Genomic DNA, 14,132 nt, shown 5'->3' with positions numbered 1-14,132 from the left:
GCGATAGATCGTCATCGCGAGCAAGCTCGCTCCCACAGGGGTTGTGGTGCCCGAGGCTTAACTAATAGGCCTTAGGGCAAGCCTCCTTGCCACAATCACTCAAAGTTTTCGATGATCTCGAACTTCACCTGATCGGGATAGAACGCTACATAGTTACGAATCTGCTCCACAGAAACCTTCGGATTCTCATAGCTCCATACCGCATTAGCGCCTTCATGCCCCGGAATCTGCAAACTGAAATAACTGGCATCGCCCTTGTAGGGGCAATAACTGGTGTGATCGGTGCGGGCGAAATACTTTTCGTCGATGTCATCGCGCGGGACGTAATACACCGGAGGGTAGTTGGCCTCAAGCAGCACCAGCGACCGGGCGGAGGCCGCCACCTGGATACCGTGGAACTTCACCAGCAGGCAACCGGGTTGCTCGGCGATGGTGATGACAGGACTGGGACCGGAGCTTTTCATGGATTTCTCCTGAGTCATGGGATGAACGTATCCCTGTGGCGAGGGAGCTTGCTCCCGCTGGCTGCGAAGCAGCCCCGAAATCTGAGACCTCGAACTGTCAGGTATAACCCAAATTTCGCATTCACGACTGCTTCGCAGCCGAACGGGAGCAAGCTCCCTCGCCACAACATCAAAAGATCAAGCCACGATATCCGTCACCGCCGCCTGCCCCACCGTCCCTACCGCAAAATCCACCGCGCCATGCCCGGTCAGATCCACCATCAAACTGGTCTGATTGGTCTGCGCGAAGTACGTCAGGATCGCATCCCCCGCATGCCCGGTAAAACCGCCAACAAAGTTCAACGTCGCCGCGCCCGAAGCGAACTCAGCAATCCCCGACAAATCAATCTTGTCCTGGCCGCTGGTGAAATCCATGATCCAGTCCGGCGCAGTCATGGTCGAATCGCTGGCGGCGCCAAACACAAACGTGTCCGCACCCGCCCCGCCCCACAACGAATCACCGCCACCGGCGCCGTAGAGGATGTCGTTACCGGCCCCGCCTTCCAGAGAGTTCGCCACCGCATTGCCGATCAGGAGGTCATTGCCCGAACCGCCGACCGCGTTTTCCAGGGTCACGCCGTGGGCGATGGAGACGTTGCCCACAAGACCGCCAACGTCGGAGAACGAACCTTCGTTGAGGTTGATCTTCTGGTTCTGGTTGAAACCGGAGAAATCCAGGGTGTCGTTGCCACCGCCGTCCCACACCGAAAACACCACTTTCGACGCCGCCGAAGTAGCGCTGTAAAAGTCCCGTTCGGCGTTGGAGTTGAAGCCATACACTGTGTCGCTGGCGCGGGTGTCCAGGTTGGCGCCGTAGAGTTTCTGCACCGCAACGATATCGTCCAGCAACGGCGCGGAAGCGTAGGCGCCGCTGCCGTCCTTGCTGAAGTTCTGGTGCGTGTTGCTTTCGCTCCAGTAGCTCATGAGGCTGTAGCCACGGGTGTCCTGGGCGTAGGTCACGTCGTTGTAGGTCGGGTTGCCATTGCCGGCGTTGTACACGCCAGGGTGCGACAGGCCCAGGGTGTGGCCGATTTCGTGAGTCAGGGTCTGACGCCCGTAGTTGTTGGTGTCGGGGGTTTTATTGACCTGATATTGGTCGTTGATCATGTACCAGGACTGGCCGTCGTGCTGGCTGCCCTGGGGCAGGTAGGCGAACGCCGCGCCGCCAGTGTTGTTGCTGTAGTTGCCGAAGGTCATGTGACCGTCGCCGCCTGCGCCTTCGCTGAAAGTGACGTTGGCCACGTCCGACCAGGATTGCATCGACAATACGGCCTGGGCTTTTTGCTGGGCGCTGAATTCGCTGAACGTGCCGAGGGCCGGGTCGTAGTTCGCCGGTTTCGAGGTGAGGAAGGTGTAGCTGAGGTCGATCTTGCCGTCGGCATTCTGGTCGTGCCAGGACGCGCCTTTACGCAGGATTTGGTCCGCCGCCTGATCGGCGGTGAACGATGGCTTGCCGTTCACCAGCGCGCTGCCACCACGGTCGTACAAGTGGCTGAAGGTGTCGACTGTCGAGTAGGCGTCACTGGCCCGGGATTTTGCTTGAGACATTGCTTACGTCCTTGTTCAAAGTAGTCAGTTTCCGACAGACCACGGCGATCCCTTGGCGAGATCGTCCTGTCACTCGCCCCAATAAAGGCGAGCTGAAACTGACACAGCTTGAAACGTGGCGCTAATCAATTTCTCGATAGCGCTACGGTTCAACCATCGGTGGATCGTGTCAGCGCCTCCCACGCTTCAATCTCCTGCGTCATCGTCGCCAACCGTTCGCGCACCAGTTGCAGGGCATCGCTGCCCAGCAACAAATGTGCGGGCGGCGCGTCACTGGCTATCAGGGTCAACATGGCGCGCGCAGCTTTCACCGGGTCGCCCAATTGCTTGCCGCTTTTGTTCTGGCGCGCGGTGCGGATCGGGTCGAATGTGGCGTCATAGTCGGCGATGCTGCGCTCGGAGCGGCGCATCGAGCGCCCGGCCCAGTCGGTGCGAAATGAGCCTGGCGCCACTGCAGTGACCGCGATGCCGAACGGTTTGAGTTCTTTGCTCAAGGTGTCGGAAATGCCTTCCAGGGCAAATTTGCTGCCGCAGTAATAGGCGATGCCGGGCATGGTGATAAAGCCGCCCATGGAGGTGATGTTGATGATGTGCCCGGCCCGGCGCTGACGGAAGAACGGCACAAACGCCTTGGTCACGGCCACCGCACCGAACACGTTGACGTCGAACTGCTGGCGCATCTCTTCCAGCCCTGATTCCTCGAAAATCCCCTCATGGCCGTAACCCGCGTTATTGACCAATACATCCACCGGCCCGAGGGTGCTTTCGACCTCGGCGACGACGGCGTCGATGGCGCTGAAATCGGTGACATCCAGGCAGCGGCCGAAGGCATTTTTCGAGGGGTGCTGTTCAAATTCGATGCGCGCCGTTTCGTTGCGCACGGTGCCGATCACTCGGTGGCCTGCGGCGAGGGCTTCGTTGGCCAGGGCCTGGCCGAAGCCACTGCTGACGCCGGTGATGAAGAGGGTCTTGTTTGCCGACATGTCGTGTTCCGCCGTGGGTTGTGAAGTTGTAGCCATGATAGGGAGGCAGCCTTGATGGCTGAACGCCGATTACTGTGGGTGTTTTGCCTAATCCTATGAGCTGATTGATTTACCGCGTACGGCGGTTCACATTCTAGCCAGTGATATCGCACGAGGAATAAATGTGAGCGCGGCAAAGGTTGATCAAAACGATGATCAGCAACGGATGATCACGTTGCTGACGAAGCTCGCCCCGGACGAGGGTTACAACCTGACGGCACTGTCGGATGTCCGTTTGTTGCGTTGCAACCGTCCGCTGGCACGTACGCCGGTGCTCTACGATCCGGGCATCGTCATCGTCTGCCAGGGCAGCAAGCGCGGGTATTGGGGCGACGCGACTTACCTCTACGACGCGCAGCACTATCTGGCCGTCGCCGTGCCCGTACCGTTCACCATGGAAACCGACGCCAGCGCCGAGGAACCATTGCTGGCGATCTATTTCCATCTGGACTTCAACCTCGCCGCCGACCTGATGCTGCAACTCGATGACCAGCCCACCGCCGAGCCGAAGGGTATGTACGCCTCGCCGATGGAAGCTTGTTTGAGCCAATCGGTGTTGCGTCTGCTGGATGCCCTCGACTCACCGCTGGATGGCCGCATTCTTGGACCGTCGCTGGTGCGGGAAATCTATTACCGAATCCTCACCGGCGCTCAGGGCGGCTCGATGCGCGCTGCCCTCACCGCCCGTGGTCGCTTCGGGCGGATTTCCCTGGCCTTGCGTAAAATCCACGGCAGCCTTGGCGAACGGCTCGACGTCGAACAACTGGCCTCGGAGGCGAAGATGAGCGTGCCGACCTTCCACTCGCACTTCAAAGCCGTCACCCACACCTCACCGATGCAGTACCTGAAATCGACCCGCCTGCACCAGGCCCGACTGTTGATGGCGCGCAACGGCTACAGCGTGGCGCTGGCGGCCTCCGAAGTCGGTTATGAAAGCGGCTCGCAGTTCAGTCGCGAGTTTAAACGGCTATTTGGCCGAACGCCGACCGACGAAGTGGCGCGGATGAAAGGCTCGTTTGCGCTGCCGCCGCCGGTGCAGGATTCGGTGTTCGTATCGTCGCATTGAGATTCATGTGGGAGCGAGCCTGCTCGCGAAGAGGCCGGGTCTGACACTCCGTCTTCGCGAGCAAGCCCGCTCCCACAGTTGTCCGGTGGTGAATCGCAAATTTGTGAACGAACACAATTCCCCTGTGGGAGCGGGCTTGCTCGCGAAGAGGCCGGCCCATTCAAAAATGATGTCGCCTGACACTCCGTCTTCGCGAGCAGGCTCACTCCCAAAGTTGTCCGGTGGTGAATCGGGGATTTGCGTACGACCACAATCCCCTGTGGGAGCGAGCTTGCTCGCGATAGCGGAGTGTCAGGCACCACCGTGTCAGCGGGTAAACGGCATATGGCTCACAAAAAACTCGATAAACACCCGCAGCTTTGGCGGCACCTGTCGGCCTGAAGGCCAGAGCAGATTGAACTGCCCCTGCTCCCAGGTGAAATCCTCCAGCACCTCCACCAAACGCCCATTCGCCAAGGCCTCGCGCACCACGAAGTCAGCGGCATAGGTGATGCCCAGGCCCTGCACCGCCAGGTCCATCCGCCCTTCCACCGAATTGCAGATCATTGAGCGCGGCAACTCCAGTTCAACCGCCTGATCACCACGATTGAACAGCCACGTCTGCAACTTGCCGGACTTGGGAAAGCGAAAATGAATACAGGCGTGCTGGTGCAAGTCTTCAGGCTGGCGCGGCACACCACGGCGGGCAAAGTACGCCGGCGAGCCGACCGTGAGCATGCGGTAAGTGCCTAGGGGCCGCGCCGATAACCCGGAATCGCGTGGCACGCCGCTGCGGACAACCGCATCGAAACCTTCAGTAATGACATCGGTCAGGCGATCGGTGAATTCCAGATCCAGCTGAATATCCGGATAGCGCGATTGAAACTCGCCGAAAACGCACACGAAGGGCTTGGCGATCATCGGCAAGCTGATGCGCAGCGGGCCCTGGGGTAGCGCCACATTCTGCGAAAGCTCCTCGCCCGCCACTTCCAGCTCGGCCAGCACCCGCCGACAACGCTCGACAAACTGCGTGCCTTCCGCCGTCAGGGTGATGCTGCGGGTGCTGCGATGGAACAGCCGCACACCGAATTTAGCCTCCAGCCGCGCGATGCTTTTACTGACCGCCGAGGCCGAAATCCCCAAGGCCCGAGCGGCACCCACAAAGCTGCGGGCTTCAGCGGCGGCGACGAAGACGCCGATAGCATTCAGGCTTTCCATGACGCCTCCATTGATGACTCCAGAGTCCATTCTAAACAGAACTGCGGCCTATTTTTCCGCTAACTGTCCGGGACTAAGGTGGGTGCTCGCTCATCTTCAAAGGGTTTTCGCTTAATGAATATCTTCCTGACCGGCGCCAACGGCTTTGTTGGCGGCAGCGTTGCTCATCGGCTGATGGTCGACGGGCACTCGATTCGCGGACTGGTTCGCGACCCACAGAAAGCCGAACAACTCAAAGCGCGGGGCATCACGCCGGTGCTTGGTAGCCTGGATGATCACGAACTGCTGATGGCCGAAGCACGCCAGGCCGACGCCGTGATCGATGCGGCCAACAGCGACCATGCCGGCGCTGTCGAGTCATTCATCGAAGCGCTACAAGGCACGGGCAAACTGCTGATTCACACCAGCGGTTCCAGCATCATCGGCGATGACGCCAAAGGCGATTACCTGTCCCCGAACATCTTCGACGAAGACACGCTGTTCATCGTCGACCCGCTGAAACAGCCACGCTACAACATTGATTTGCGCCTGATGAGAGCCGCCAGCGAAGGCATCCGAACCGTGGTGATCTGCCCGAGTAACATCTACGGCGTGGGCCACGGCCTGACCGATCACAGCTTCCAGTTGCCATTTCTGATGGCCCGTGCCCGGGAAACCGGCGTGCTGCGGATCATCGGCAAAGGCGTCAGCAGTTGGTCCAACGTGCACATCGACGATTTGACCGAGCTATACGTGCTGGCCTTGGAAAAAGCCCCGGCTGGCGCGTTCTATTTTGTCGAAAACGGTGAAGCCTCCTTCGCCGACATCGGCCCGGCCCTCGCCGCGCGCATGGAACTAGGCCCAGTACAGTTCTGGTCGGTGACGGAAGCGGCGCAGCATTGGGACCCGATGCACGTGCATTTCACCTTCGGCACCAACAGCCGGGTGATCGCCAAACGCGCACGGGCGGAACTGGGTTGGACGCCGCGTCATGCGTCGATTCTGGACTGGATCAAAAACGAGATGCCGTTATAAACAGTCGCCGGGCGTTCACCGAAGCAGCGGTCGAACGGCACCTCCTGACGCTACTGGCAGAAGGAAAAGCAGCGGCCCGAGCCTGATCCTCAGTCATCATCGGCAACCTTTTATCTGTATATCCATACAGATAAAGGTTGCTCCAATCAAAATCCCTGCGCATTCTGTTCACCTTCTTCAAACCGACTTGAACGATGGTGGTTATGCAGCTGTACCTCTGTGAAAAACCTTCCCAGGCCAAAGACATCGCGGCAGTGCTCGGCGCCAAGCGCCGGGGCGACGGTTGCTGGTTGGGAACGAACGTCACGGTGACCTGGTGCATCGGCCATCTGCTGGAAACCGCGCCGCCGGATGCCTACGACGCACGCTACAAGCGCTGGGTGCTGGCAGATCTGCCGATCATTCCCGAAAAATGGAAGATGACGGTCAAGCCGCGCACCGCCAGCCAATACAAAGCGGTGAAGCGCTTGCTCGGCGAGGCCACTGAACTGGTGATCGCCACCGATGCCGACCGTGAGGGCGAGATGATCGCCCGGGAACTGGTGGAGCATTGCCGTTATCGCGGACCGATCCGGCGGCTATGGTTGTCGGCGCTGGACGATGCCTCGATCCGCAAGGCTCTGGCAGCGCTCAAGCCGGGAGCCGAGACGTTCAGCCTCTACCACTCGGCGCTGGGCCGTTCCCGTGCCGATTGGCTGATCGGGATGAACATGAGTCGGTTGTTCACCCTGCTCGGGCGCCAGTCCGGTTACCAAGGGGTGTTGCCGGTAGGTCGCGTGCAAACGCCGACCTTGCGACTGGTGGTGGATCGGGATCGCAGCATTGCCGATTTCGTCCCCGTCGCCTATTGGGCTATCGACGTGCAACTGCTGCACGATGGCACGGCTTTCACCGCCCAGTGGCGCGCCGCATCCGATGTTTGTGATGATCAAGATCGCTGTCTGAATCAAGCCCTCGCGCAACAAGCGGCGGCGGCAATGAGCAGTGCGACGAGCGCCCGGGTGATCAAGCTGCGCACCGAGCGTATGCGTGAAATCGCACCGTTGCCGTTCGACCTGGGTACCTTGCAGGAAGTCTGCTCGAAGAAACTCGGGCTCGGCGCCCAGGAAACCCTCGATATCGCCCAGGCTCTCTACGAAACCCACAAAGTCATCACCTACCCACGCAGCGATTGCGGCTACCTGCCCCTGAGCCAGCACAGCGAAGCCCCGGGCATTCTCGCAGCGCTACGTCAGGCCGACCCAAGTCTGAACGCCTTGAACGAGCACCTGGAGCCGCAGCGGCGCTCACGGGCCTGGAACGATGCCAAGGTCAGCGCTCACCACGGCATCATCCCCACCGCAGCGGCGAAAAACCTTGAGCGGCTGGTGGGCAAACAACGAGCCGTTTACACCCTGATCCGTGCGCGTTATCTGGCGCAGTTCCTGCCCAACCATGAATACGACCGCACCCAGGCCGACTTCGATTGTGCGGGTGAAGCCTTGCGCGCCGTGGGCAAGCAGATCGTCGAGCCCGGCTGGAAGCGTGCCCTGCCCGAGGCGTTGGCACCGGCTAAAGGGCGCGAGGCGCCAGCGCCACAAACCTTGCCGGCACTGGCTGAAGGGCGGGATTGCGCGGTGGCCGACGTCAAGCTCAAGGACCTCTGGACCCAACCGCCCAAGCCGTTCACCGAAGGCGATCTGATCAAGGCAATGAAGAACGTCGCCAAACTGGTGGAAGACCCGCTGCTCAAGCAGAAGCTCAAGGACACCACCGGGATCGGCACCGAAGCGACCCGCGCCTCGATCATCCAGGGCCTGCTCGACCGGGGTTATCTGGTGAAGAACGGCAAGGCGTTGGCTGCGACGCCGGCCGCGTTCAGCCTGATCGATGCCGTGCCGCGTGCCATCGCCGATCCCGGCACCACCGCAATCTGGGAACAGGCCTTGGACATGGTGCAAAGCGGCGAAATGAGCCTGGAAGAATTCGTCACCAAACAAGCCGCGTGGATGAGCAAGCAAGTCGCCCGTTGTGCCGGCCTGAGTATGACCATCAGCGGACCGGCGAGCCCGGCCGGTCGCGGCGCCACGCCATGGAAGAAAAAACGCAAGTCCGCCCCGCGCAAGCCCGCGACCGGCACTAAACGCGCCGCCAAACCGGCGAGTAAAGCGTAGTCTGTGGGCAGCCAGAGCCAGGCAACAACTAGGCGGTTTTGATTGGCGCAAGCGCTTGATTCAACACTTGCCTTTAAGACTCAGCAAAAAAAGCGGGGGGGGGTTAACTGGGCTCCATTGCAGATGAACACACCCTCCCCCGGCCAGCGCTCTTAGCTTCGTAGAGTTGCTTGTCTGCAGCTTCTATCAAAGCCTGGTATTCAAGATCACCAGAGGGTGTCAATGTTGCGACCCCCAGAGAAATAGTCACCACACGATCGACATCAGAAGCAGAATGTTCAATGCCCAATGCTCGAACCCGTTCTTGCATTCTTTGTGCAATTTCGACCGCTCCAGAAAGGTCTGTCTTGGGCAAGACGCAGGCAAACTCTTCGCCGCCATACCGGGCCACCAGGTCGTAGGGGCGTCCAACCGTTTCAGATAGCGCTCGGGCAACGGACTTGAGGCAGCCATCTCCTGCCTGATGCCCATATCGGTCGTTGTAGCGCTTGAAAAAATCGACATCCGCCAAGATCAGCGACAACGGCTTTTGCTCTCGAAAGCACAGGCGCCAATCAGCCGAAATGTCCTCGTCGAATTTGCGTCGATTGGCCACCCCGGTAAGGCCGTCCATCATCGCCATACTCCGTAGCAGATCGCTCTGTAACTTCAGGGTCAGATGTGTTCGTACCCGTGCTTTAACAATCACTGGATTGATCGGTTTACTGATGAAGTCCACGGCACCAAGCTCCAGGCCCAGCAGTTCTTCGGACTCCTGTTGCTGCGCGGTAATGAAAATGATGGGAATGCCTTGGGTCGCCGTGTCGGCCTTGAGTCGACGGCATACTTCATACCCGTCCATGCCCTCCATGACCACATCCAACAGAATCAAATCGGGCTGTTGTACGTGACATACGGTGATCGCCTGTTCACCGCTAGTGGCCATAAATACATCAAAGTCCTCACGAAACAGCTCATGCAGTACCCGGATATTAGTCGGCTGGTCGTCGACTATGAGTAATTTTGGACGGTTGTGGGAATGCGGCAACCCGGTTTCCATCGACGGTTTCATCAGGCAGATCTCAACAGGTCACGACCAATCGGCATCGCAGCCGAAAAGTCCAGCGACTGGACCCTGGCCACCAGCTCATCGAACCGGGGTCGCAGGGATGACGGTGTTTTTGACACCAACGCGTCGGTCAACTCTATGGCTTGAAGATTACCTGCTTCCAGCAATAGCAAAATCTCTTCAAGGGATTCCTTCCATTGCGTCGGCTCCATGATTTCGTTGCCAACACCGATCTTTGCTCGTGGGCTCTGACCAAAGTCGGCATTCATCTGCTCAAGACTGAGTTGCAGTAACCTGCTCAATTCGTCAAACCAGGTGACATCAGCAAAGATGCTCGCTACAGACTCTGGATCTTTCAAGGTCTGCTCCAGGCTGCCGGCCAACTGCGACAGCGCCTTGGCCCCCATGGTGCCGCTACTGCCTTTAATGGAATGGAGCACAAAAGCGGCCCCCGATGCGTCCTGATGCTGGATCTGATCGTGCAACCGCACTAGCTGCTTTTCCAGCTCCGGGCCGAAGTTTCTCAGCACTATACGGATCAAATCGAGGTCACCACCAAAGCGATCAATGATTGATGCACGAGAATCTATGACTCCTTCCTGCGCAAGGGTCTTCCCCTGGTTTGGAGATGCCTGGCTACCCTCGTGGCCCACTTGAAAGAGCAGCGTTGCGACAAGTTGCTCCAGATCGATGGGCTTGCCAACATGCTCATTCATCCCGGCGGCGAGACACACCTCACGGTCACTATTGGAGACATTTGCGGTCATCGCCACAATCGGCAGGGTTGCAAAACGTGGGTTCGATCGAATGCGCCGTGTCGCCTCCAAGCCATCAATATCCGGCATCTGGATGTCCATTAATACGACGTCGAAGGGCACACGCTCATTCATCACCTTGCTGACACCTTCCAGTCCGCCTTCCGCCAGTGTCACCTGAGCGCCCTCCCTTGTCAGTAACTCATCGGCTACCTGGCGATTGAGCATGTTGTCTTCCACCACCAATAACCTCAGCCCGGCCAGACGCTGTGGCCAGTCAACCGTCGGCCGAGGTACGGGAGAATGCAACAGGTCTTTGCCGTTGAGTGCTCGCTGAACAGCCTCGGCCAGCTGCTTGGGAGTGACAGGTTTAGTGAGAAAACCCACGAAGGGGGCGTCTCCCGCCTGGTGGGCGTCGGCCAATACTTCGCGGCCGTAAGCAGTGATCATAATGACCATCGGAGGTGGCGCACCGTTACCCTGCTGATGGATCAATTGCGCAGCGCTCAGCCCATCCATATCTGACATCCGCCAGTCCATCAGCACCACGTCGTAGGCTTCACCTAGTGCCTGGGCTTTCTTCACCCACTCCACCGCTTGCGTGCCACCACTGACGCGATCAGCCTTCCATCCCAATGCATGAACGGTGCGCAACAGCAATTCACCCGCCATGGCATTGTCGTCGACGACCAGAATCCGTATAGACACATCGATTTCCGGGCGGATAGATTTCGGCAGTGACGTTGGCGCTACGTCCAGAGCGATATCGAACCAGAAACGACTCCCCACACCTTGCTGGCTCTCCACCTGAAGTTCCCCCCCCATCAAGGAGACCAACCGCTTGCAGATCACCAAGCCCAGACCTGTGCCACCAAAGCGCCGGGAAGTTGAAGCCTCGGCCTGAGTGAAACCTTCAAAAATGCGCTGAAGTTGTTCCGGGCTGATACCGATGCCGGTATCAGAAACGGCAATGCGCAAAGTCACCGCATTTCCCGTGCGTTTCAGTTGTTCAACGCTGACCACGACCTGGCCTTCCAGGGTGAATTTAAGAGCATTACCCGCCAGGTTGATCAACACCTGTTGCAGTCGCAGGCTATCTCCGATCAGGTCGTTGGGTAAGTTGGCATCCAGGTCAAACATGACCTCAACTTCCTTCTGAACCTGGTTACCTGCCAGCACTACGGCTAGATCACGCATGAGCGGTTCGAGCTCGAACGGGTGCACATCGAGTTGCAGCTTGCCCGCCTCTATCTTGGAGTAATCGAGGATGTCATTGAGCAAACCCAGCAGTGATTTCGCAGCGGTCTGCGCTTTGGTCACATAATCGAGTTGGCGACCATTCAGGTCAGTGTTCTGCACCAACTGCAACATACCCAACACGGCGTTCATCGGTGTGCGTATTTCATGACTCATGTTGGCCAGGAAGGCAGACTTGGCCGCACTCCCAGCATCGGCCTGTTCCTTGGCGTTAAGCAGATGTGACTCTAGCTCGCGCTGGACAGTGATGTCCCGATTGATACCCGTCACACGCAAAGCTGCACCGTTTGGACCGCGTTCGATCTGCGCGCCTGCATGAATGAAGCGGATCTGGCCATCCGGGCGAACGACACGGAAAATAGTGTCATACACATCAGTCCCTTCGACGGCACCCTTCAGCTTTGCAGCCGCAGCCACGACATCCTCGGGGTGAACACGCGAGTACCAGTGCTCATAACAAAGACCGGTATTGCGCAACGTCAGTGGCTGCCCGTAGTACTCGAACATGCGGTCATTCCACTTCAAGGCATTGTCCGCCAAGGTCCAGGACCAGACGCCCAGTTCGGCCACTTCAGCCGCCATCAGCAACTGATCGTGGACCGCCATCAGTTCGCTACGTTGTTCCAGCGTTGTCTTCAGGCTCGCAGCCAATTCCTTTTCTGCCGCTTTACGTTCGGTAATGTCCACAGCGATACCCAGGTAGCCGCTCGATAACCCGTCGTCATCGCGCATGGACGTGACCACCAGCGTGACAGGAAACCGCGAACCGTCTTTGCGAATGTAGGTCCACTCGCGGGTTTCCGCGCCTTCGCGTTCGGGTTTATGGGTAAACACATGGAAACCGTCGATTGCCTGCGCGTACTCCTCACTCAGTTCTACGCCACGAGCCGTGACTTCTTCGGGTACATGGAACAGTGCCGGCGTGTATTTGCCCAGTAACTCATCGGCGTCATAACCCAACAAACGCTCGGAGCCTTTATTGAAAACACGGATAACGCCATCGAGATCCGTCGCAATGATCGAGACCTCCGTGGCCGAACGCAGCACAGTACCCAACAACAGATTGAGATGCCGCAACTCCGACGTGCGTTGCGCGACCTGCTCCTCAAGGTTGGAATTGAGTTCGAGAATTCGGGCCTCAGCTCCCTTTTTGGCCGAGATATCCCTTAATGTCTTGGACGCTCCAACGACGCGACCACCCTCGCCATAAATAGGTGAGATGCTGACGGAGACATCGATCAGTCGCCCGTCTTTGTGATGGCGCTGGGTATCAAAGCTACCGATACGTTCACCCGCGCTGATGCGCGCAAGGATATGCGCCTCCTCTGTGACAAGTTCTGCCGGAACAATCAAATCGGCGAGTGTCTGGCCCACCGCTTCCTCGGCGGTGTGCCCAAAAAGGTGCTCGGCGCCTTTGTTCCAGTTGGTGACGATGCCATCGAGTGTTTTTCCGATAATGCCATCGGCCGAGCTTTCAACGATGGAAGCCAGTCTTGCCTGCTCGGAGAAAATCTGCCGCCGACGTTGACGGCTGACACTCACGACACTAGCCAGAGTAGCCAGGAGTAGAGTGAGCAAACCACCCATCAACAGAACTACTGTTGGTGAAACCTGATGCAAGCGTTGCATGAACAACGAGTTGGCGCCGAGTTCAATTTGCCATCGTCTCCCGTATACGTCGCGCTCCAGCCGATGAGTCACTAGCGTTTCACGGCTAGTCGAGTTGTCGCTGCTTTCATAAAACAGCTTCTCTTGCCCTGGAACCGTGATATCCCTTAATCGTAAATGTACCGTCTCATTTTCTATGCGCAGGCCTCTGAGTACCTCCTCGGTCTGCAACACAACATAGCTCCAGCCAAAAGCAGCTGCCTCTCGTTCAGCGACGGTCACCGGAGTCACTCCGCCGCGAAAGATGGGCATCAACACCAGGAAAGACTGCTGCGGTTTTCCTTGGGCCTGTATGAGCGTGATGGGCCCGGTGATCCGTGCCACACCGCTTTGTATCGAGGATTGTGCCGCCTCGCGCCGCGATGTTTCCGAAGCGATGTCCAAGCCAATTGCAAGCTGGTTACCCTCAGCCGGCTCGACATACTGGACAACAAAACGCTCGCCCGAATGGGGTGAGAATTCACGAATGGAGAAATCTGCTTTGCCGTCGGCTCGAGCGTGCTTGAGAAAGTCGCCTTCATCGCGTTCCAGTACTCGCCTGATAAATCCCAAGGCACTGGCGCCGGGGAACTCGGCAGCGAGGTCGCGCGTTTGGTTATATTGGTCAAAAACCTGACGGCTGATGCCATGCTCACCCGCTGTCAACACCGCTCCACGAGCGCCTCGCAATCCATATTGGTAAAGATCGAGACGAGTTAAAACCAACTCTGCGGCGTTTTCGGTAGCCGCTGAGATCGCTTCTTGAGCTTGTTGTTGGTTGATGCGCTCAAGGGCCCAGCCGCCCAGAATGCTTACCCCTAACCCTACCGCCAGAGTGATAACCACTCCCCAGCTCAATGCAAAAAACTTGTGCTTTCTCACCCGCATTGCCCCGTAGCAGAAGACCTTCAAGTCTTCAATT

Annotated in this window: 9 protein-coding genes; 3 read left to right on the top strand and 6 right to left on the bottom strand. The window is 58.4% G+C overall.

Going from position 1 to position 14,132, the window contains the following annotated elements:
- Window positions 1-95: 95 nt before the first annotated feature.
- The 3 genes from NK667_RS08580 to NK667_RS08570 form a co-directional block, all read right to left on the bottom strand.
- Window positions 96-464: a DUF427 domain-containing protein gene (locus NK667_RS08580; RefSeq protein ID WP_054614378.1), complete on the bottom strand. Its 369-nt coding sequence runs from the start codon at window positions 462-464 to the stop codon at window positions 96-98.
- Between the two features lie 177 nt (window positions 465-641).
- Window positions 642-2,051, bottom strand: coding sequence for a serralysin family metalloprotease (locus tag NK667_RS08575; protein WP_054614377.1), 1,410 nt, complete (start codon window positions 2,049-2,051; stop codon window positions 642-644).
- 149 nt (window positions 2,052-2,200) lie between these two features.
- Window positions 2,201-3,034, bottom strand: a complete 834-nt coding sequence (locus NK667_RS08570) for an oxidoreductase (RefSeq protein WP_054614376.1) — start codon at window positions 3,032-3,034, stop codon at window positions 2,201-2,203.
- A 205-nt stretch (window positions 3,035-3,239) separates the two neighbouring features.
- Here NK667_RS08570 and NK667_RS08565 point away from each other — a divergent pair, with 205 nt between their 5' ends.
- Window positions 3,240-4,139: an AraC family transcriptional regulator gene (locus NK667_RS08565; RefSeq protein WP_054616231.1), complete on the top strand. Its 900-nt coding sequence runs from the start codon at window positions 3,240-3,242 to the stop codon at window positions 4,137-4,139.
- A gap of 306 nt (window positions 4,140-4,445) precedes the next feature.
- On the opposite strand, the gene NK667_RS08560 is transcribed toward NK667_RS08565, so the two are convergent.
- Window positions 4,446-5,336 (bottom strand): LysR family transcriptional regulator, encoded by an 891-nt coding sequence (locus NK667_RS08560; protein WP_054614375.1) that lies wholly within the window; start codon window positions 5,334-5,336, stop codon window positions 4,446-4,448.
- 114 nt (window positions 5,337-5,450) lie between these two features.
- Here NK667_RS08560 and NK667_RS08555 point away from each other — a divergent pair, with 114 nt between their 5' ends.
- The gene (locus NK667_RS08555; protein WP_054614374.1) at window positions 5,451-6,350 is read left to right on the top strand and encodes an NAD-dependent epimerase/dehydratase family protein; all 900 of its coding nucleotides are present in this window, start codon (window positions 5,451-5,453) and stop codon (window positions 6,348-6,350) included.
- A 203-nt stretch (window positions 6,351-6,553) separates the two neighbouring features.
- On the top strand, window positions 6,554-8,503 hold the full coding sequence (locus NK667_RS08550) for a DNA topoisomerase III (protein ID WP_054614373.1): 1,950 nt from the start codon (window positions 6,554-6,556) through the stop codon (window positions 8,501-8,503).
- A 103-nt stretch (window positions 8,504-8,606) separates the two neighbouring features.
- Here the strand turns inward: NK667_RS08550 and NK667_RS08545 are convergent, their stop codons facing one another.
- Together NK667_RS08545 and NK667_RS08540 are read right to left on the bottom strand one after the other, a co-directional pair.
- On the bottom strand, window positions 8,607-9,554 hold the full coding sequence (locus tag NK667_RS08545; protein WP_054052897.1) for a diguanylate cyclase: 948 nt from the start codon (window positions 9,552-9,554) through the stop codon (window positions 8,607-8,609).
- Window positions 9,554-14,098 carry a PAS domain-containing hybrid sensor histidine kinase/response regulator gene (locus NK667_RS08540; protein ID WP_054614372.1) on the bottom strand — a complete coding sequence of 1,515 codons (4,545 nt, stop codon included), beginning with the start codon at window positions 14,096-14,098 and terminating at the stop codon, window positions 9,554-9,556. Before NK667_RS08540 ends, NK667_RS08545 begins: the two co-directional genes overlap by 1 nt.
- Window positions 14,099-14,132 lie beyond the last annotated feature (34 nt).

Source organism: Pseudomonas nunensis, assembly GCF_024296925.1.
Lineage (GTDB): Bacteria > Pseudomonadota > Gammaproteobacteria > Pseudomonadales > Pseudomonadaceae > Aquipseudomonas > Aquipseudomonas nunensis.
The sequence above is the reverse complement of the archived record's forward strand: the minus strand, read 5'-3'. Positions and strand labels throughout refer to the sequence as shown.

What these genes read in the sequence shown, in the direction of transcription:
- NK667_RS08550 (WP_054614373.1), top strand. Translation starts at nt 6,554, where the DNA reads ATGCAGCTGTACCTCTGTGAAAAACCTTCCCAGGCCAAAGACATCGCG.
- NK667_RS08560 (WP_054614375.1), bottom strand. Translation starts at nt 5,336, where the DNA reads ATGGAAAGCCTGAATGCTATCGGCGTCTTCGTCGCCGCCGCTGAAGCC.
- NK667_RS08575 (WP_054614377.1), bottom strand. Translation starts at nt 2,051, where the DNA reads ATGTCTCAAGCAAAATCCCGGGCCAGTGACGCCTACTCGACAGTCGAC.
- NK667_RS08580 (WP_054614378.1), bottom strand. Translation starts at nt 464, where the DNA reads ATGAAAAGCTCCGGTCCCAGTCCTGTCATCACCATCGCCGAGCAACCC.
- NK667_RS08565 (WP_054616231.1), top strand. Translation starts at nt 3,240, where the DNA reads ATGATCACGTTGCTGACGAAGCTCGCCCCGGACGAGGGTTACAACCTG.
- NK667_RS08555 (WP_054614374.1), top strand. Translation starts at nt 5,451, where the DNA reads ATGAATATCTTCCTGACCGGCGCCAACGGCTTTGTTGGCGGCAGCGTT.
- NK667_RS08545 (WP_054052897.1), bottom strand. Translation starts at nt 9,554, where the DNA reads ATGAAACCGTCGATGGAAACCGGGTTGCCGCATTCCCACAACCGTCCA.
- NK667_RS08540 (WP_054614372.1), bottom strand. Translation starts at nt 14,098, where the DNA reads ATGCGGGTGAGAAAGCACAAGTTTTTTGCATTGAGCTGGGGAGTGGTT.
- NK667_RS08570 (WP_054614376.1), bottom strand. Translation starts at nt 3,034, where the DNA reads ATGTCGGCAAACAAGACCCTCTTCATCACCGGCGTCAGCAGTGGCTTC.